This window comes from Marinobacter sp. THAF197a, assembly GCF_009363275.1.
Lineage (GTDB): Bacteria > Pseudomonadota > Gammaproteobacteria > Pseudomonadales > Oleiphilaceae > Marinobacter.
Genome location: NZ_CP045324.1, coordinates 2,616,446 through 2,635,498 on the forward strand (window position 1 = coordinate 2,616,446; position 19,053 = coordinate 2,635,498).

Consider the following 19,053-nt stretch of genomic DNA (forward strand, 5'->3'; position numbering starts at 1 on the left):
CTCATCTCCTCAGTGTTTGACTTTCAGACGGCCTTGACCGTCGTATTTGGAACGGGACTCTTGCGGGTGACGTCCGGGCTTGGTCTTCCAGCCAAAGGCAGTAGGCTCGAACACTTCGCAGTACTTCTCGAAGCGGGCCATGGCACGAATGAACATCGGGTCTTGCATTACTGGGTCAGCGAACAGGTTCAGGGTTTGATTCATGGGGCGCACCTCCTCAGGTGTCAGAAAGTAAAAAGCCCCGAGACGTGAATCTCAGGGCTGTTTCGATTGGTTAATCCTTTGGGACGACAAAAAGGTCAGAACGGGTCTCGACGCTTGACCGGCATATCCTTGAAGCTTGTCTTGAAGACACCACAGGTCACGGCTTCGGTTGCTTCCAGGATGAAGAACACGGTGCCTGGGTTCTCTTTAGCCAGACGCATGGCTTCGGCTTCGGCTGTGTCGCGGGAGTAATGAACGGCTTTGGGGGCGTGTTGTAATTTGTCTCTGTAGCCTGGAAGGCCACGGGTAACTTCACTGTTGACCACCATCCAGATTGGACGGACGGGTTTCTGGTCGCTGAACTTCATGTTTGGGTACATGGTCACCTCCTCGGTGATAGTTGGTGGTTAATCCTTTGGGCCGACAAAAAGCCAAACTCAGTGTTGGTGCGGGTCTGCGGGCCGGTTGTCTCTCGTGATCGTCACGCCCTTATAGGTGAAGGACAGGATGTTGGGGTCTTTCTGCTTCAAGCCGTTGAACCGTCGTCTAGCCAGGATGGCAAGCTCTTCCAGCTCGAAGTCCTGAGCCAGAATCTTTGTGACCCTGTGGCCCTGGTTCTTGGCGTCATTCATGACGATGCGTATTTCCTTCAAGATGTCGCGTTCAGAGATGAAGTGCATGTTGGTTCTCCAGGTGATAGTTGGTGGTTAATCCTTTGGGTCGACAAAAAGCTCGGGGTACATGGTGCGCATTTCCCTAAGGCTTGTGGCTTACTTCTTGATCACCCTTAAACGGACGCCCATGAACTCACCCTCGACTTTCTTCATCGCGTATGAGGACGGGTGCATGTGGCTCTGAGCCAGACCTTCTAATTGGGCTCTGAGCATGTCCCACTCTTCCTCTGTGAGTCGTATCTCTTGGATGGTGTCGTTATTGGCCCGTGCGTAATGGATGGTTTGTTGAAGCTCATGCGCTATGTCGCGCTGGTAGATGACTTCCATGGTTCTCTCCTCTGGTGGTTAATCCTTTGGGCCGACAAAAAGAAAAGGCCCCCGGTTGGGAGCCTTTGGTTGCGAGGTCAGGACTATTCAGGCAAAAGCATAGAGCGAGTTCAGGATAGACCCGATGTCGAGACTACCTGCAGAAGGAACAGATGCAACTTCCCCACGGATGTCAGGTGGAAGCTGGGCCATGAACTCCTCCCGTAGGTTCTCAAGCACAGGCTCTTCGTACAGGCGCATGAAGGCTTCCCGGATGACCCGGAAGAAGACGTCAGTGTCTGCCGCGTGTGTGCCGAACGAGTCATGGATGAGTGCGAACGAGTCCAAGCCCTCAGTCACCGATTGAGCGACAAGCTTCAGCAAGTGACTGGAGTCCAGGCTGTGGGTCACGTTGGGACTGATTGCATTACCGGCACGGATGATGTCCATGGCTTCCATATCTTCCTTGATGGACAGGTCAATGGCCTGACCGAAGATACGGGTCTTTACCTTACGCATGGTGAACTTCCGGTAGTTCTGGCATACCGGGAAGCCCAGCGGGGTTGTCCAGCGCACAGGACGGCCCTGAGAGGCCACCAGACGGGCGATACCCTGCATCCACTCCATAGCCTCAGCAGCCTTCAGTACGGTCTCACGGACGTACTTGTAGAGTAGCTTGGCCATTACTCCGGCAGCATCAAACCCATCGTTGGCGAACGGGAACAGCTCACGGTATCCCCTCTCGTCAATCGCACGGCTGTTCAACATCTGGTCTACCTGTTTCTTCAGTGGCCGGATGGTGTCCTCCATGACCTGCTCCTTGAAGCCAAACTCCTTGGAGCCATACGGGAAGGTCATGACCGAACGCTTGCAGTGCTTACGGGTGACCCCGAGCTTCAGCCAGTGGTACATGGCCACGGCGTAGTTGTACTCGCGGCGTACCTCACGCTCGGCCTTGTCCTTGGGCGGCACCTTGTCGCTGATACGGTTCAGGACTGCCGGCCACTTCTGTCCGCTGGCACCTTTGACCTCCCGCAGGTAGTACGCCTTGGCGATGGCCAGGGCCTTACGCTTAGCTTCTTCCTCGGAGGTGCAGTCACCCATGACCTCCTCCATGTGGTTCACGACCTTGTTCATGACCTTGGTGTAGATGTCTGCAGGTTTAGCTGCCGGCACCAGATTTACAGCTGCACCGGTAATCTCACACCGCAGGGCCATCCCAAGGTTCTGAAGCCCGGAGCATGAGCCGTCGAGGTCGATGGGCATATGGGACACGTACTCTGCGCCCTGCTCTACGATACCCTTCAGCTCACAGCAGGCAGCGTAGGCCTGGAATGGCTTGTCGGCTTCCTCCCAGAATCGTTCCGAGATCGGGTCTATTGCACATGCAATGAGCCTACTGGTGTTGTCGTCCACCCACTGGACACGTTCATCGAATGACACCTTGTCCACACCAAACAGGTTGGCAATGTGTATTTTGACCCAGCGTACACCACGGGTTCCAACCTTTTTGCCCTCGGCAAATTCCAGCAGACCCTTAATCCAATCCGCCGTCTGCGGGCTCAACTGAGGGACAGCGTACAGTCGGCCCCGGAAGTCCAGCTGGTGTGGGAAGTAGATGCGGTCGAACTCCATGAACTTCTTGGCGGTGTTCATGACCATGTGGTAGGTCACGCGTTGACCCCGGTTTGCCACATTGGCGTCATAGGCCATGGCCGCTTCCTTCCGGTAACGGTTCCACTCGTATTCCTTCTGCTCAAAGTCAGCCGGAAGCTGGGGTTTCTTCTTGCCCTTGGGGCTCTTCTCGTACTCTCTGATGGCACGACGAAGGTTGGCATGTGCCTCGCCCCAGGTAGGCTTCTGAGGTATCTCTACGTCGCTCATGGAGGGCATCTTGGAGCCTTCAACCGTGCGTCCCAAAGCCTTCAGTTGATCATGAAGAGCAACGACGTGTGGTCTGATACGCCAAGCGGTATCCTGGGCGGCATTGACCGCAGCCAATACCTCAGGCATGTGAGCAGACTTCAGCTCCTCCAGATAGTTCCGATCTCGGGTCTTTACGAGACGAAGAGGCGGACTGTAGGCGCTGAGGTAACCACCGCCATGGGACATCCCCGGCTTCCAGGGAACCGGTGGTACAACCATTGGCTCGTACACTGGCTTGACCGTGGACATGAACTCGATGTTGTTCTCAATCCAGCTCATGGTTGTGTCCGTGGCGATGATGTGCTTCACGGTCTTGCTGCTGCCTTTGACCCCAGGCTTCGCGATGTCTTCCACGGTCACGAAGGATGGGAGGGCTGATCGGCAGACGTCAATCAGGTAGCGTCCAACCTTGAGCTTCTGCTCCTCAGGCCATGGGTCACGCTCAACGCCTGCCATCCGGGCGACACGAACCATGGAGTCCAACTTGTGGCGTACTGCGTTCTTCTTTGCCATCAGCTCTTCCAGCTTGGCGACTAACCGTGCGTCATGCTCCTTCAGGGTCTTCAGGAACAGTTCTTCCTCAAGGGCCTTACCGATGGCCACAGCGACGTTTGTGTAGGGGGCGGAGGTTGTGATGAACCTCATGATTTCTTGCATGGTCAGGAAGGCTGCTTCCCGGTAACCAACTTGGGTTACGACCTCACCAGCCATGGCTTCCACTGATGGACGACCTCGACTGCTCTTCTCCTGCTGCTTCAGACTCAAAGCTTCCAGAGCTTGGGCAACCTCACCCATGCGATGTGCAATGTACCGAGAGCCATAACTTGTGTCTGACTCCTGGCCACGCTCACGGGCCTTCTCCAGGTTCTTCATGAAGCGATTCTGACCCATCTCAAAGCTACGCTCTTCCAGTGCCATCTGGAGGTTGTAGAACTCTGGGGCGGTACGGAGTTCGACTTCAAGTTCAATCTGGGAGTTGTTACTCATGGTTATATCCTCAAGTTATCTGAACTAGTAGTAATTGAACTAGTAGTAATGGAGCTATAAGTAATGGAACTTTAGGTTAGGAACTAAAGGTTATTGAGCTTTGGGTCTCACCTTTGGTGCGACAAAAAGATTTCGTATTTCTGTCGTCCTATTACCTAATCCATAGGGGCGACAAAAAGAAATGGGGTCTGTCGCGGGAGCGGAATAGTATCGAGGTCAGGACTAAAGTCAACAAAAAAAGACAGGCCCGGAGGCCTGCCTGAGGTCTGGATGATAGTCAATCCATCAGGTGATGATGGGCCTTGTCTTTCAGGTGGGTGTATCGTTCCAACATTCTGAGTGAAGAATGACCAGAGACTGCTGCCACCTCGAACAGGTTATTGGCCTTCCCGACCATGTCCGTGATCTTGGTGTGTCTGCAGTCATGAAGCCGTAGATGCTCACGGCCACAGGCCTTCCGTGCCCGAGCGTAGGCGTTCCTGATACTGTCTGGATGCATGGAGAATACCCGACCATTGGTCTTGTCTCCGAGCCACTCAGAGAGGATTTCCGTGGCCCTACGACCCAGTGGCACCTTCCTTGCGCTCTTGGTCTTGGTGGCAATATCCGGGAGGTTGATCACCCTCTCGTTGAGGTCTACCCACTCAGCCCGGAGGTAGACAATCTCGGACAGACGGCAGGCAGTCTCCAGTAGCAGCTCATACACAGCCAGGGGCTCACCGGACAGGTGGTTGGAGATTGCCAGACGGTCTTCAGGTCTGTGTACCAACTCACGGGCGTCATTGGCAGCGGGGAGGCGCACACGGCGTACTGGGTTCTCCAGCTCGACCATGAGCTTTTCCTTGATCAGGAACTCATAGACTGCCGAGATGTGGTAGACGTCCTTACGCACGGTTGCCGGGGAGACCTGTTTAAGACGACTGTCCATGTACCCCTTTAATTCAACGGGACCGAAAGTCTCGACTGTGTGGGCTCCCACGGCTTTCTGCACAGCCCTCAAGGTACACATCCGAGCCTTCAGTGTCTTCCGGGCGTTCGGGGTCTCAGCCTTGTCCTTGAGGGTCTCCATGACCTCCTCGAAGTACATCTCAAACGCGCTGTCGAGGGTCATCGTAGAGTTGACCAGCTGCAACTCCATCTCATGACCCCACGCTTCTGCCTCACTCTTGAACTCAAAGGTCTTGGATTTCTGGACAAACTCGCCGTCAACTTTGCGACGAACTTGTACTCTCCACTTGCCGTTTGGTTGCCGATGTAAGTGCATGATACCTTCCCTCAGATTTCAGATTTTGCGTTCTGCACAATCCGTCTGAAAGCAGGTAAACTGACCTCAGGCCTTGTCTACCAGTCGTTCACCCGTAAGTGTGACTGGATGTTATGACTACTCCTAAGGGGAAGGTAGCAGGTTCGAGTCCTGCCGGGGGTACCAAACAACCTTATTCAAGTGTTGTTATTACCCTCGACCACTGAACACTCTTGCAACCTGAGAGAGAAGGTCAACCGCCTCTAGCAGGGTGCCCGGGAAACGCCCCTGATTGACTTGACCCATCGGTACCCGGCAATCCCCAGCAAACCCGCAAGCAACAGTAATAGACTGGAAGGCTCGGGGACCTTGGCCGGCGCAATCTTTTTAAGGCGACCTGTCAGCCAGTAGTAGTCCCCAGAGTCCCGATTGCCAACGTGCGCACCCTCAAACGGTGCGGTTAGGTGCAGGTTGTCGAAAATATCCTTGCCGGCCTCGAGGTAAAACAGGTCGAGAAAAAGGAAAAACTCAAAGTTATCCACCACAAAGGGTTCGAATCCGTTCTCGTAAAGGGCGTCGGTATCGGATATCGGTTGGTCATACATCAACGGCACAAGCCCAGTCCAACTGAACGTGATCGGGTCACTGGTAAACTGAACAGAAACCAGGCCACGCAGCACCGAATCAACCTCGATGATCGCGGTGGCATTATGACTCTCGTACGGGTTCATAATGGGGTGGTCGTAGCTGTAGGTGATTAGCGCGGCGTTTGCGGCCGGCGCCAAACAGGCAAGCACAATAGTCAGTAGATTCTTCACGCGTTCAGTCCCTCGATTTACCTATGATCCATCAGGGTAATTTAAAGCAATTATCGAACCATGGCACGTATCACTGGGTTTTCAAACGACCAGCAAAACGGCGCACTACTCACATGTAAAATATTCTGACACCGAGAATTTGGAGCGCTCACGCATTGCTGCGTCCAGTTTGGGGTTACAATGCCGCCTACCCTGTCACCACCGGAATCCACCGAATGGCCCGCTTTAACGAAATTGGCACCGCAACCATCCCCGGCAACGGCACCCGCTTGCGCCTGCTGCAGCGCAATGACGAGTTTTCCATCAAGATCGCCGGGGCGCCTGGTGAACTGATGAACAGCCGGTTACATGGTTCTGAAGATGCCCTGGCCACGCTGGCCTGTGAACGCCTGAGCCATCTGCCAGAGCCGCGGATCCTGATTGGCGGGCTGGGGATGGGTTTTACCCTGGCGGCGGCATTGGCATCAACCGGTGAAAAAGCGCGGGTGACCGTGGCGGAGCTGGTCCCGGAGGTTGAAACATGGAACCGTGGGCCCCTGGGCTCAGCGGCCGGCTATCCGCTGAACGATGCCCGAGCCCAAGTGCACATAGGCGACGTAGCAGAACTTCTGAGGCAGGGTGATGGCAACTGGGATGCCATTCTGCTGGATGTCGATAACGGCCCGGAGGGCCTAACCCGCAAGGAAAACAACTGGATCTACTCACCCGAAGGCATTGCCGCTGCCCAGAAATCCCTGAGCAGGGACGGCATTCTGGCCTATTGGTCCGCGGGCCCGGAACACGCTTTCACCGAACGGCTGCGCCGGGCTGGCTTCTCGGTCGAGCCAGTCGTTGTGCGCGCCCTGCGCCCCGGCAAAGGCGCGCGCCATACCATCTGGCTGGCCTGGTAAGCATTGCGGCGGGTTCTGACCCTGTCATTGCGACATTTCGATAAAGTCATTCGAAATGCAGGTTCATATGAACTAGGCTGGACTATAAAGCCGTAATGTTTCGACGAAGATCGTTTCTTTGCAGAAGCACTCAGGAGGTATTTCCATGAAACCCTCAGTGAGTATTACCGGTGAACACCAGGCCCATAAAGTCGCTGCGATATTCGAAACCGAATCGGATGCAAACGGCGTAGCCCAAACATTGTCGCAAGATACCAGCCTGGATGATGAACAGGTTATTGTTGTAACCCCCCACGACCAACATCAAGGTGAAGCGCTGGAGCCCGAGAATAAGGGTATATGGCATACGCTGTTACGCTCGCACCTCTGGCTGGGCGTTGGTGGCGCAATCGCAGGTTTTATTCTGTTCCTGATTCTCAGTGCTGCCGGTGTGGGCTTTATTGTGCAGAACACCATCGCAGCAGCGGCCGTTCTGGCTGCGCTTGGCGGGGTACTTGGCTTACTGCTCGCAGGCGGCGTTACTCTCAGGCCTGACCACACCCCTTACGTTGTGAAAGCCCAGACTGCCCTGACCGAAGGCAAGTATGTACTGACAGTCCATGCCTCAAGCTCGGAGCAGCTCAAGGAGGCCACAACCGTTCTCAAAAACCGGAACGTCAAATTGGTACGCTCTATCTGAGGCCGCGAGCTTGGGTCCAGGAAGCCGGAACAAACCACAGGCAAACCCGCGTCATCCAGCGTAACAGCAACAGGAACGGCAGCAGAATCAGGAACCAGCCGGGTACCTGTACCATCCACGGTGGCACGCCGAGCACCTTGGCAGCGCCGGCGAACAGGTCGTTCAGCACTAGCGGGTGTCGAACGGCCACATAGGCCAGGGCAGCCACGGCGGGCCATTTGGCGTGACCAACCATAACCGAAGCCATGCGCCCGGCCCGGGCAAGGCGGGTGCTGTAAGCCGCTGAACGGGCAGTGACGGTAGAAGCCCGCGCCGTGGTGGCTGCCGCCCTGCCTGCTTTCAGAAACTTCACCGCACTGCCGATAACAATGGCATCCACGGCGGCCCAGCCCACATCGCTGGCACGAATGGGCTGATCGGTCCGATAACGGGATTCCAGGGTGCGAATGCCGCTGGTAAAGAACTGGGTAACGCCTTCGGTGATGCGATCGGTCCAGATCCACTCGATATTCCCGTCCGGGCCCACCACAAACTGACCGGTAAAATCCTGCCCTTCCTTGTTGGCAAAATTGACGGCATACCAGGCGCGCTGTTCGGGTGTGAGGGTTTGGCGGGTTCCGGCCACGCGATTCATCAGCTCTATCGATCTGACCGGGTTCTGGTAAAAATGGATAACCGGAGGTATCAGATACTCACCGTGGGCTTTGAGGGCATCCTGGAACTCGGGTTCCTCCCCGAATAACTCCATCAGCCACCTGGTGTGTTCCGGAAACACCTGGAGCGCCACCTGGGCCTTCAACAGCAGCAGGCGGTCGTCCCGATAATCAAGCAGCAGAGCCTGCACCGGCAGTGGCTCGGCAAGCACGGCCGAACGGGCGCCGAATACATCCTGGGCATGCAGGCGTACCAGCCGCTCTTCCACCGGTTGCGGCTGGAACCGAACCGCTACCAGGATGGCAATAACCAGCGCAATCAGCGCCAGCCAGAGCACGCTCCGGCGACGGTGGGTTCTGAACAGCACAGGCTCTTGCATCGAGTACTCCCGGCGATCTGAAAGGTTTTAGTCTACACGGAACGCCGGCACCATAGGAGTCATGCACAGCTAAGCGCTGTCCCTTCAGGGAACACAGGAGAGTGCAAGCCATTTGACCCGTAGCAGTTAATTACATAAAAGTACCGCAATCCGCTTTACGGTTTGCAAGAAACGGATACCATAGCCTCAGGTAGTGCTTTCCGGACCCGTCTTGATGGATATTTTTGAGCAGAAACGCCGCATCATCACCACCGCCATTGTTGCCGTGGTTATGACGGGCATCATTATTGCCGCAGTGGTTTCTGCTCCGCTGATCAACCAGATTCACACCCAGGCGGCACAGACAGCTGGGGGCGTTGCAGACGCGAAAGCAGAGAACGTCAGAGCTGTTTTTGATCAGCACCAGGACTTGGCCCGCCAGACCGCCAGCCGGTCAGAACTGGCAAAGGTGCTGGGCCAATACGCCAAAGGCGAGGTTTCGGCCGGTGTGGTGCACACTTTTTCCCGCCCGAGACTGCAAGACGCAGCGCAAATCATAGAAGACCTTGCAGTATTAATCCGATACGACGCTGCCGGCAACGAACTGGTCAGGGTCGGGCCCTGGGCCAATGATCTAGCTGCGGGTATCCCTCTCTCTGATACCCTGGACATCAATACTTTCGCGCTGGTGTCCGGCGAAACCAGCAGCCCGCTGCTGCAGGCAGCAAGCCCAATACTGGCCGATGGACGGGTGGTAGGTTATGACCAGCTTCTGTTCTCGCCGGACTCGCTGACGCGGGTCTTCCAGAGTCAGCCGGATTCATCACTTTGTCTGCTCGACAACCGGAGAACAAAGCGCATTATCCTGAACCCACAGACGGATCAGATCGAGCTGACGGCCCCTGAGGGCTGCCTGGCCGTCAGGCAGGGAGTGTCCACCCGAGATCGCTCCGGTGCTTTCCGGGCAAGGCTTGACGATGGTTCCAGAGTGCTCACGTTCCACCGGCCACTGGCGGGTTATGGCTGGGAACTGCACATGTACTCCCGAACCTCACGGGTTTTCGCCGACGTCATCGTCGCTATCATGATCAGTATTCTGGCTATCCTTATGCTCTCTGCTCTTGCAGGGTTGCTGGTCTGGAGGTCACTGAAACCGATAGTCGGTGCGATGGTAAAGCAAACGTCTCAGATCGCCCGTTCCACCGAAGAGCTGCGGCTGGCCTACCAGGTGTTCGAACACACTCATGAGGCGATTCTGATCACCGATGCAAACTTTATGATCGTTCGAGCCAACCCTGCCTTTTCCGACATTACCGGTGAAGAAAACAGAGCGTTACATCGCAAGCTACTGACAGACTATCTGGACAGTCAGAAAGGAAAAGGTGTTGTTCTGGAGGAGATTCGGAAACAGTTGGTCACGGTGAACGCCTGGCAGGGTGAGGTCTGGCTGAAGAGCCATCAGGGCCTCACCATTCCCAACCTGATGACGGTGTCACCCGTCAGAAACAAAAATGGCCAGATCCGGCAACTGGTGCTGACATTCAGTAATATCACGGAGCGGGTACAGGCCGAGAAACAGATGATCCGGCTTGCCCATTACGATGAACTGACCGGCCTGCCTAACCGGGTGGCACTGGAGAACCACCTGGAGCAGGCCATTCAGCAGGCGCGCCGGGATAACAGCCATTTTGCCCTGATGTTCCTGGATCTGGATAAGTTCAAGCCAGTGAATGATAACTATGGCCATCAGGTGGGTGACGAGCTGCTACGCAATGTTGGCAAGCGTCTGAAACACTGCATTCGCAGTGGCGATGTGGTGGGCCGGCGAGGCGGCGACGAGTTTGTGGTGATTACCGGGCCGCTGCATGGCGATGATGACGCCAAGCCTATTGCCGACAAAATCGTCGCCGTGCTTAACGAAACCTTTCACATTCAGGAGCACAACATCCAGATAGGCGCCTCGGTGGGCGTTGCGCTCTATCCGGATGATGGCATGGCGGCCGAGGACCTCCTGAAACAGGCTGATGCCGCCATGTATCGGGTTAAAACCAGTGGCCGTAACGCCGTGGCCTACGCCTGAAGCCGCTCAGGCCTGCTCATATTCCTGCACCAGCTGGCCGAGAAAATACAGGCCTGCAGAACTAAGAAAATACCGCTCGGCACCGGCCCGGAACACCAGATTTCGCTTCTCCAGGTAATCCAGGGCTTCAGCGAGGCCCTTCTCGAACCGGGCCGCCCGGAGAATGTCCTGGTACTCGTCGTCTCCGGCCATGGCTTCAAGGTCCTGCTCATTCAGGCCTGCGTCTGCACGCCCCAGATAATCCAGGTCCCTCCCGCTGCGGGCAAAGTAACGCCCAATTATCAACAGCACCACCTGCACCCTGAACGCATTCTCATCGTGCTCTTCACTTTCGTCGTCACTGCTCTCCTTCAGGAAGAAAAATGCGCCGGTTTCATTGAACACAAGTTCACTACCCAGATGTTCATAAAAGGTGCGGAAGTGGGACAAGTGGTTGTACAACAGGTTGTATAGCGGATTGGCCCGTAGCTCCGAGCGGTTGTTGTCCCACACATCCCGCACGATCACCCGGCCGGCCTGAAACTCCCGGTAAATGGCGGTGCTGTGGGCGGGCAGGATCTGCTCGAAGCTGCCGACTGGCGCTGCGCTCAGGCTGTTTTCCGTCTCGGTCATGTCAGAAAAATCAGGCATGGCTTGGCTCTTGTTTGATATCGGTTACGCCGGGTTCAAGCCGGCGTTTTCGGTAGACGAATTGCTCGCTGTCCGGTGCCTGTTCAAGGGTACGGAAGCGGTTGGTGGTGACCACCTGCATTCCCTCAGGTGGCGAATTCACCAGCCGGTTCAGGGCAGCCAGCAAATCCGGAAAACGGTAGCCGGGAATGAAACCATCCAGCCGGCCGTGCAGCTCGCGCACCAGGTCTGCCGTGGGCCGCAGCTCCAGCGTTTCGAGCCACTGGTAAAGCTGGTTGATGCGCTGAACATCGATCCGACTGTGGCGACCGCTGCCATCCACTTCCTGCAGTACCGGCACTTCCGCTTTGCGGCGCAAATCCGTCAGGCGCAGGTCCAGTTCGCTGAACAACAGCTGGTAGTAGCTGGACGACTGGCCAAAGGCATAATGCTTCGGCCGCTGTTGTGCCCGCAGGCCCACCAGGAACCCGGTGCTGCGGGCAAACTCCCCACCTTCCAGCCACTTGCGGCGCAGGCTGAGGGTTTCGGTATCCCCCTTGAGCGCTCGCAGCTTGCCATAGAAGTGCTCCATGGCATTGTACTGGGCCATGCCCCGGCGGGTCTTGCGCAGGAAGTGCTCCACCTCCTGGGCCACTGCCTGAATGGGTTTATAGAGCGCATTCAGGCTGAGGGACGAGCGGAATATCTGGTCCGCCAGGCTGTGATTGTCGTTGGTCTCCAGCAACCGCACCATAGCCTCCAGGGTTTCGAACAAATTGCTGCCATCGGGCAGCCGGGTGTCCGGATTCAGGAAGACCAGGGTGGGTTTGATGTGCCGGTCGTAAAGAGTCACGATCTGCTCAAACAGGTTCTGGCGAAATTCCAGGTACTTTTCCGGTGCCCGGCTGGCATCACCAGACAAGTCCGCCAGCTGGGCACTGATGGTTTGCATACGCAGCACGTTCTGACGCAACAGGCCGATGAGCTGGCTCACCCGTTCGTTAAGGTCGTCCCGCAGTTCGGTGTAATCCGGGTCTGCTTCACTGAAACTGCTGGTTTCCAGACGATTACGCACATCCCTCAGGGTCACCAGGTGGCCCCGCAGGCGGGCGTCGGTCAGCTCCTGGTAGAGCGAGGCGTTACAGGCGCGCATCAGGTTGATCAGGGCGTCCTGGAACACCAGCCGGCGCTCGCCGTCGGCTTTGATGATGTCTATGATCAGGCCGCTACGGAACAGGTTCTCGGTGTTCAGGGCCAGCCGGACCCGGTCCCGGTCGGCCTTGCCCAGACTAGCGGTATAGTCCATCACCTCGGCCACCAGGTCGCTCTCACGAATGTAGCGGGCCTCATTCCGGTCCATGCGTTCGATCATCCGGAACAAGATCTTCGGGTGCTCGAACAGCAGCCGAGTGGTATCCAGGGTGCTGAAGCGTTTACTCATCCACCGGCTCCAGCAGGCTGTTCTGGGTCTGGTCCGCCCAGTACTTCAAGGCTTCACCACCGGTAAACCCCTCTGCGCCGCCCCAGAACACCAGCGTACGCTGGGGGCTATATGGCCGCGCGGTGCGCATCTGCCCCACTTCCAGGTGCCGACCAATCAGGTAGATGACTTCGGCACTGGCACTGTGGGTGGCGGCAGAGAAAAGATTGAAGCCCTGCTTGCGAAGTCGTTCCAGCAGTGACGGCATCTGGCTGATGTCCACACTGGCCAGTTCGTCCAGCACCATGGGGAACGACAGTTGCACCCCCGGGTACAGCACCCGCTTGAGCAGCCGGTACACCAGTTCCAGGTTGATCAGTGCAGTGGTGGAGGTGGACTGGCCTTTCTTGTCCAGGTTGGCGGCGTTTTCCTTGCGGGTTCGGTAGGAAATGCCGGTGATCACCCTGTCCATGGTCAGGCGCTTGCTGCCGCCCTGCTCTCCGAAAAAGTCCGCCACAAACACCCGCAGGCGGTCATAGAAAGCATCGGACTGCAACTGGTTGCCGTAGGGGTCGATGTTGTTGGCTTCTTCCACCAGGTTGCGGAATTTCGGATCGGTGTGGATATCCACCCGAATTTCCACCAGGTCGTTGATGCGAACGCCGTCCAGCTCCCGATTGAGTTGGGCTTCAAAGCGCGCAATGTGTTCGTGGTTGGATTTCAGCGCCTGGCGGTAGCTGGCCACGGTTTCGTTGTGGATGGCAATCTGCTCTTCCAGCACCTGCCAGCGCTCCGCCATACCGGCGAACAGGTCCGCCAGGCTCTTGAAGGTGTCGCGAATGACCGACGACGCCGGGCTGTCTTTCTGCAATTCGCCTTCGGTGTCTTCGTGGATGCCCAGATAAACAAACTGGCGCAGGTGATCAAGGATGTTGCGGCGCCGTTCTTCCAGATCGTCCAGCTGGGTTTGCAGGTCGTCAAAGGCAGCAGCCGAGACTTTCTCAATGGCCAGTGGCTGTTCCGCTTCCACCGTTTTCAGGTGCGGGAAGCGGTGTTCAACGGTGCCCACGCTGCGGCTCAGGCCCGCCAGCTCCCGCTCCCGTTCTTCGATTCGGTCTTTCTCAGCCTTGGCCTTGGCCGCTTTCTGTTGCACCGCGTCCTGTTTTTCCTGTTCCAGCCGGGCTTGCTCGTCCAGTTTGGCAAGCTGTTCTTCTGCCGCCTGCTTTTCTTCAGTGGCGTCTTTCAGGGTAGTGGCCGCCGCCGGATAGCGCTGTAGCGTTTCCAGGTCTTTCTCAATAGCGCGGATTTCTTTTTCCGTGCGCTCAATCAGCCGGGGCCGGTCGTGCTCCTGATTGGCGGTATCTGCGAGCTCTGAACGTTCCCGTTCAAGACTGTTCAGTTCACTTTCAATGTGATGCCGCTGTTCGGCAAAGTTGGTTTGGCGAGCGGGTTGGCTTTGGTATTCAGTGTCAAACCAGTCGAAGCCCCGGTCGTTGGGTATAAACAATCGGGCGAAGGCTTCAATAGTGGACTTGCTGTCCGCATCCAGGTCCTGACCCGGACTGGCCATCATCAACCGGGGATCGACAGCGCGAAGCGGCGCGGCGGTTGCTTCGTCCAGCTGATTCTGCAACTGCCACTGCTGCTTGCTTTCCCGGTCTCTCAGACTTTCCAGCTGTCGTTCAAGGTCCAGCTTCTTGCGCTGAATCTGTTCCAACCGAATCTCCGCCTGAGCGGCACTTTTCAGGGCGGCCAGGTGCCCGCGCTTGCCCTCAAGCTCCTCTTTCTGGATCTCGGCGATTTCCTGCAGGGTCATCTCGCCGTATTGCGAGACCAGCAGTTCACCGTCTTTCTGGTTCTGCTCGGACTGTTTGATGCGCCGGTCAGCGGAGCGGATCTCGCCTTTCAGGCCGCTGGTTTCCTGCTCCAGTTTCTTAAGGGTTTGCAGTACGTGGCGCAGAGTGTCGTTCTGTTCGTTAAACGCATCCAGCGCCAGCCGCCGTTTGGCGCCAATGTCCGCCAGGGCACTGGCCACGCCGTCCCGGAGGGCGGCGAAATCGTGCTGGCTGCGCAGTAGGGTCTGGTAGGCCTGGTAGTCCCGGTTCAGCTTCTCAAACCTTGGCCGCTCTTTCTCGATGCTGTTGAGCTGGGTTTGCTGCTGTTTTAACTGTTCGTGGCGGTTGAGGAAATCATCAATATTGAAGTCGAAGGCATCGTCGGCAAACTTCTTGTCCGCCTCGATGATGCTGGCCACCGCATTGGCCATGGCCTGGTCGTCGGCCTTCATTTCGAACAGCAGCAGGATCAGGGTGCGCAGGGACTGCACCCGGCGCTCGTCCGACTCACCCAGGGGCAGAACCGAATAACGCACCGCATCGGCGTTCATCAGCTCGCTGCTGTAGAGCATGGATTTGAGCTTCGCCGGGTCGTTCACCAGCCTGGTGTCTTTGGACAGCCTTTTCAGTGCCTCAGACAGCCGACTGAACGACAGCTCCGGCACCGCCTGGCCAATACCGTCTTCATCGTCGCCGTTCCAGAACAGCGGCCGCAGCTGGTCGTAGCTCACGGGTATAAAGGCACGGCCATAGCTGAGCTGGCTGGCGTTGTCGCGGTACAGAATCTGGCAATGGGTACCCGCCGGGTTCTCCGCCTCCATGATCAGGAAGCTGAACTGGCTGGGGAAATAGTGCTGGTAGCTTTCTTCGTTGGTATAGAAGCTACCTGCGCTGGCGTTGCGGAAAGCGAATTTCTTGCGGCTGTTCTTGAAGTTGTTTTCCGGCAACAGGAACAGACGCAGGGAATTGAGCAGGCTGGATTTACCCAGGTTGCCCGGCCCCAGGATCAGGCCATGGTTATCCACCGGAATTTCCACGTAACAGAAGCCGGCGGAATCCACCAGTATCAGGCGGCGTATGCCAAAGGTGAAAGTACTCGCGCTCGCCTGTGGATCACTCATCCAGAATCATCTCCTGTTCCATGAATTTGCCGGTGGCCCGGAAAGCCTGCGCCAGCGACACAAACCCCAGATCTTCCGCCAGCATGATGGCCTTTGTAAACCTTTCGGTGGTGTCCGGGGTTTTGCGGAAGCGGCTCAGCCAGGGTTGCCAGTCAGCCGGCAGAAGATAGCAGGCCTTGTCGCCCAGCGCCGATCGCACCGATGCCAACATCTGCAGGCCGCCGGCATCGTAATCAAAGGCGCAGAGCACCTCATCGTAACCGGCCAGCCAGTTCAGGTCTGCCGCGCGGGTAATCCGGTTACCGCCACCGAGCACGACATCGCAGTCGGTGAGATCGACTGACTGGCCCAGGCAGTCACCGGCAAAGGCCAGCATCTGCCGGTAGTGATAGAAATTTCGCTCATTCTCCACCACCAGCACCCGGGGCGCTGGCCGAAAACCGATATCCACCGAATCTCCGGTAATCACCACCGAATCCGGCCGGTTGCCTGTCAGGGCGTGATGATACACCAGCAGGAAACTCACCTCGGTGCCGTGGCGGTGGGAATCGCCCTTCTTCGCCGCATCTACCCTGCTAACGGGCGCAGCCGCCTGTCGCTGTAACGCTGCAAACGCAGCTTCATCCAGAATGGTTACCTGCCAGCGATTGGCACCAACCTTCTCCGTTGCGAACAGCTCCCGATGCCGCCGACGCAGGGCATCCGGCAGCTTCTTCAGAAAGGCCTCGTAGTTGATGGCCCGGCCTTTAAGGATTTTCTCGAGGTAATCGTTCAATGGCCCACCTGTTCCCGCCTTGGTAAACTTGCCGGAAAGTTTACAACCCGAGGCAGATTATGTCCCTGAAGTACCGCGTGATTCCCGTCACTCCCTTTGAACAAAACTGCACTCTGCTCTGGTGTACCGAAACCAACAAGGCGGCGGTGGTGGACCCGGGCGGCGACCTGGATCGCATTCGGGCGGCGGTGGAAGCCGAGGGCGTCACTTTGGAGAAGATCCTGCTTACCCACGCCCACATCGACCACGCCGGCGGTACAGCGGAGCTGGCCAAGTCGGCCGGGTTGCCGATTGAGGGGCCCCATAAGGACGACAACTTCTGGATTCAGGGCCTGGCCATGCAGGCGCAAATGTTCGGGTTCCCGGCGCCGGAAGTGTTCACGCCTGATCGCTGGCTGGAAGACGGCGACACGGTAACGGTGGGTAATGAAACCCTGGAAGTACTGCATACCCCAGGCCACACCCCTGGCCATGTGGTGTTCTTCCATCGCGGCTCAAGACTGGCCCAGGTGGGTGACGTGCTGTTCAATGGCTCTATCGGCCGAACGGATTTCCCGAAAGGCGACTACAACACCCTGATTCATTCCATCCGGGAAAAGCTGTTCCCCCTGGGGGATGACGTGAACTTCATCTGCGGCCACGGCCCCATGTCCACCTTCGGCCAGGAACGAGCCACTAATCCGTTTGTATCCGATCACCGGGGCTGAGCGCCCCGGTGCCCGCGGCCGGAATCATTGTTGCGACAACCGGAACTGCTCGATGGTCTTACGCAGGGTTTCGGCCATGGCCAGGAGGTCACCGGCAATGCGGGCGGTTTCCTGGGCGTCGCTGGAGGTCTGCTCCGCCGAACGGCTGATTTCAATCACGTTGTGATTGATGGATTCCGACACATCGCTCTGCTCGTTGGCCGCACTTTCCATTTCTTCATTCAGGCCGGTGATTTCGCGCACCGCCGCAGCGATGGTCTGCAATTCCGTTTCCACTTTCAGAATTGATTCCACCTGATGCTGGGCCAGTTCGGAGGCATGGCGCATGGTGCCCACGCAATCCACCACCTCTTTCTTCAGGCCGTCAATGGTGTGGCGAATCTCCTCTGTGGACGCCTGGGTACGCGACGCCAGTGCACGCACTTCATCAGCTACCACCGCAAATCCACGGCCCTGTTCACCGGCACGGGCGGCTTCGATGGCGGCGTTCAGGGCCAGCAGGTTGGTTTGGTCTGCAATCTCGGAAATCAACTCCAGCCGGGTTGCCATCTCGGTGGTACGCTGGTCCAGTTGCTCGATTCGGTGAGCACCGTTCTGCACCTCGGTATTGAGGGTTTCGATACCTGTCACGGCGTTGTGGGCCAGCTGTTCACCGGTCTCCGCTGCCTTTGCTGTGTCTGCAGATTTGCGAGCAGTATTGACCGCGTTCTCCCGCACCTGCACCGCAGACGCCGCCATTTCCGTGGTGGCACTGGCCACCTGGTCGGTGTTGTCCCGTTGAGCGAGAACCTCGCGTTCCGTGGTTTCCGCCTTGCCGGCAATGGTCCGTGCCGCTGATTCAACCTGGGCAGCATTGTCCATGACCGTATTCATGCTTTCCCGAATCTTCGCCACCATTCGGTTAAAGGCCCTGGACAGTGAACCGATTTCATCGTTGCGTGTAACCTCCAGTTCAATGGAGAGGTCTGAGTTCCTGGAGATTTCATCCATCCGGTCATGGAGCCTGCGCAACCGGGAGAACACCAGCCGCCCCAGAACCAGCGCGGTCAGGAAGAAAATCACCACAAAAATGACCACCTGAACACCACCACCCACCAGCAACTGCTGCTGCAGGCGGGCGTCGCTTTGGGCCAGGGAATAATCCACCCGGATGGCACCGAGAATCTCGCCCTCCTGGGCCTGATGGCAGCCAAGGCAATTCACCCCCTGATAGTCTGCCTGGGCAATAACCGGCTCAATCAGGGTATAAACCCGGCCCTGGTCATTTGCCGAGTAAAGCTCCACCCGCTCGCCACGCAGTGCCCGCATATCCTCAGGTTCGCGACGCCGCTCCTCCGCATTACCCGCGCCGTACATCGCGTTCAACTGATCACTGCGCACCACCCGGATGTCCAGAACATCCTCGGATGCCTTGGCCCGATCACGCAGTACATCCCGATTGTTGATGGTGCCTGTCACCATCATGGTGTTGAGCCCGTCAAAGTAGGATTTTGCCAGCCCGTCTACATATTTGTGGCTGAACTCCTCAAGATGCGCGCGCTGCGACTGGGCGCTGTAAACAACGGTGAACGCAAGAATGATGGAAAACGCCACGGCCAGAGCCGACAGCAGCAAAAAGCGGATCGAGTGTTGTTTTTTCATGGTACCCCGGCAGCGGAAGATCAACTGAACAACCATCTGTTATGACGGCAGTTTCGGGCATAACTTTATAGACATACATCAATTTTTATATGACCCAGATCAGCCCGATGCCATCCCTATGACACT

17 protein-coding genes are annotated in these 19,053 nt (G+C 57.1%); 4 read left to right on the plus strand and 13 right to left on the minus strand.

Going from position 1 to position 19,053, the window contains the following annotated elements; all coding sequences use genetic code 11:
* Window positions 1-9: 9 nt before the first annotated feature.
* The 7 genes from FIV08_RS12190 to FIV08_RS12220 form a co-directional block, all read right to left on the minus strand.
* Window positions 10-204, minus strand: a complete 195-nt coding sequence (locus tag FIV08_RS12190) for a hypothetical protein (protein ID WP_152438505.1) — start codon at window positions 202-204, stop codon at window positions 10-12.
* A gap of 95 nt (window positions 205-299) precedes the next feature.
* Complete coding sequence (locus FIV08_RS12195; protein ID WP_152438506.1) at window positions 300-584, minus strand: hypothetical protein; 285 nt, start codon at window positions 582-584, stop codon at window positions 300-302.
* 57 nt (window positions 585-641) lie between these two features.
* On the minus strand, window positions 642-884 hold the full coding sequence (locus tag FIV08_RS12200; protein WP_152438507.1) for a hypothetical protein: 243 nt from the start codon (window positions 882-884) through the stop codon (window positions 642-644).
* A 90-nt stretch (window positions 885-974) separates the two neighbouring features.
* A complete protein-coding gene (locus FIV08_RS12205; protein WP_152438508.1) occupies window positions 975-1,205 on the minus strand; it encodes a hypothetical protein in 231 nt (76 codons plus the stop codon).
* 87 nt (window positions 1,206-1,292) lie between these two features.
* The gene (locus FIV08_RS12210) at window positions 1,293-4,097 is read right to left on the minus strand and encodes a DNA-directed RNA polymerase (RefSeq protein WP_152438509.1); all 2,805 of its coding nucleotides are present in this window, start codon (window positions 4,095-4,097) and stop codon (window positions 1,293-1,295) included.
* A 277-nt stretch (window positions 4,098-4,374) separates the two neighbouring features.
* Window positions 4,375-5,361: a site-specific integrase gene (locus FIV08_RS12215; protein ID WP_152438510.1), complete on the minus strand. Its 987-nt coding sequence runs from the start codon at window positions 5,359-5,361 to the stop codon at window positions 4,375-4,377.
* 242 nt (window positions 5,362-5,603) lie between these two features.
* Complete coding sequence (locus FIV08_RS12220) at window positions 5,604-6,158, minus strand: PEP-CTERM sorting domain-containing protein (RefSeq protein ID WP_152438511.1); 555 nt, start codon at window positions 6,156-6,158, stop codon at window positions 5,604-5,606.
* 215 nt (window positions 6,159-6,373) lie between these two features.
* Here FIV08_RS12220 and FIV08_RS12225 point away from each other — a divergent pair, with 215 nt between their 5' ends.
* Together FIV08_RS12225 and FIV08_RS12230 are read left to right on the plus strand one after the other, a co-directional pair.
* Window positions 6,374-7,048, plus strand: a complete 675-nt coding sequence (locus FIV08_RS12225) for a spermidine synthase (protein ID WP_058090233.1) — start codon at window positions 6,374-6,376, stop codon at window positions 7,046-7,048.
* 145 nt (window positions 7,049-7,193) lie between these two features.
* Window positions 7,194-7,727 carry a hypothetical protein gene (locus FIV08_RS12230; protein WP_152438512.1) on the plus strand — a complete coding sequence of 178 codons (534 nt, stop codon included), beginning with the start codon at window positions 7,194-7,196 and terminating at the stop codon, window positions 7,725-7,727.
* Here FIV08_RS12230 and FIV08_RS12235 read toward each other — a convergent pair.
* Window positions 7,720-8,760: a hypothetical protein gene (locus tag FIV08_RS12235; RefSeq protein ID WP_152438513.1), complete on the minus strand. Its 1,041-nt coding sequence runs from the start codon at window positions 8,758-8,760 to the stop codon at window positions 7,720-7,722. The genes FIV08_RS12230 and FIV08_RS12235 overlap by 8 nt on opposite strands.
* Before the next feature lie 214 nt (window positions 8,761-8,974).
* On the opposite strand from FIV08_RS12235, the gene FIV08_RS12240 reads away from it, so the two are divergent.
* Window positions 8,975-10,819 carry a diguanylate cyclase domain-containing protein gene (locus FIV08_RS12240; RefSeq protein ID WP_152438514.1) on the plus strand — a complete coding sequence of 615 codons (1,845 nt, stop codon included), beginning with the start codon at window positions 8,975-8,977 and terminating at the stop codon, window positions 10,817-10,819.
* Between the two features lie 6 nt (window positions 10,820-10,825).
* On the opposite strand, the gene FIV08_RS12245 is transcribed toward FIV08_RS12240, so the two are convergent.
* From FIV08_RS12245 to FIV08_RS12260, 4 genes are read right to left on the minus strand one after another with little or no spacing between them, the layout of a single operon-like run.
* Window positions 10,826-11,449, minus strand: coding sequence for a condensin complex protein MksE (locus tag FIV08_RS12245; RefSeq protein ID WP_172972278.1), 624 nt, complete (start codon window positions 11,447-11,449; stop codon window positions 10,826-10,828).
* Window positions 11,442-12,869 carry a hypothetical protein gene (locus tag FIV08_RS12250; protein WP_152438515.1) on the minus strand — a complete coding sequence of 476 codons (1,428 nt, stop codon included), beginning with the start codon at window positions 12,867-12,869 and terminating at the stop codon, window positions 11,442-11,444. The genes FIV08_RS12245 and FIV08_RS12250 overlap by 8 nt, the downstream gene beginning before the upstream one ends.
* Entirely contained in the window at window positions 12,862-15,804 is a 2,943-nt protein-coding gene (locus tag FIV08_RS12255) for a hypothetical protein (RefSeq protein WP_152438516.1), read from the minus strand. The genes FIV08_RS12250 and FIV08_RS12255 overlap by 8 nt, the downstream gene beginning before the upstream one ends.
* On the minus strand, window positions 15,797-16,579 hold the full coding sequence (locus FIV08_RS12260) for a Wadjet anti-phage system protein JetD domain-containing protein (RefSeq protein WP_152438517.1): 783 nt from the start codon (window positions 16,577-16,579) through the stop codon (window positions 15,797-15,799). The genes FIV08_RS12255 and FIV08_RS12260 overlap by 8 nt, the downstream gene beginning before the upstream one ends.
* Window positions 16,580-16,638: 59 nt before the next feature.
* Here FIV08_RS12260 and FIV08_RS12265 point away from each other — a divergent pair, with 59 nt between their 5' ends.
* Window positions 16,639-17,286 carry an MBL fold metallo-hydrolase gene (locus FIV08_RS12265; RefSeq protein ID WP_152438518.1) on the plus strand — a complete coding sequence of 216 codons (648 nt, stop codon included), beginning with the start codon at window positions 16,639-16,641 and terminating at the stop codon, window positions 17,284-17,286.
* Between the two features lie 24 nt (window positions 17,287-17,310).
* On the opposite strand, the gene FIV08_RS12270 is transcribed toward FIV08_RS12265, so the two are convergent.
* Window positions 17,311-18,927 (minus strand): methyl-accepting chemotaxis protein, encoded by a 1,617-nt coding sequence (locus FIV08_RS12270; RefSeq protein WP_152438519.1) that lies wholly within the window; start codon window positions 18,925-18,927, stop codon window positions 17,311-17,313.
* Window positions 18,928-19,053: the final 126 nt, after the last annotated feature.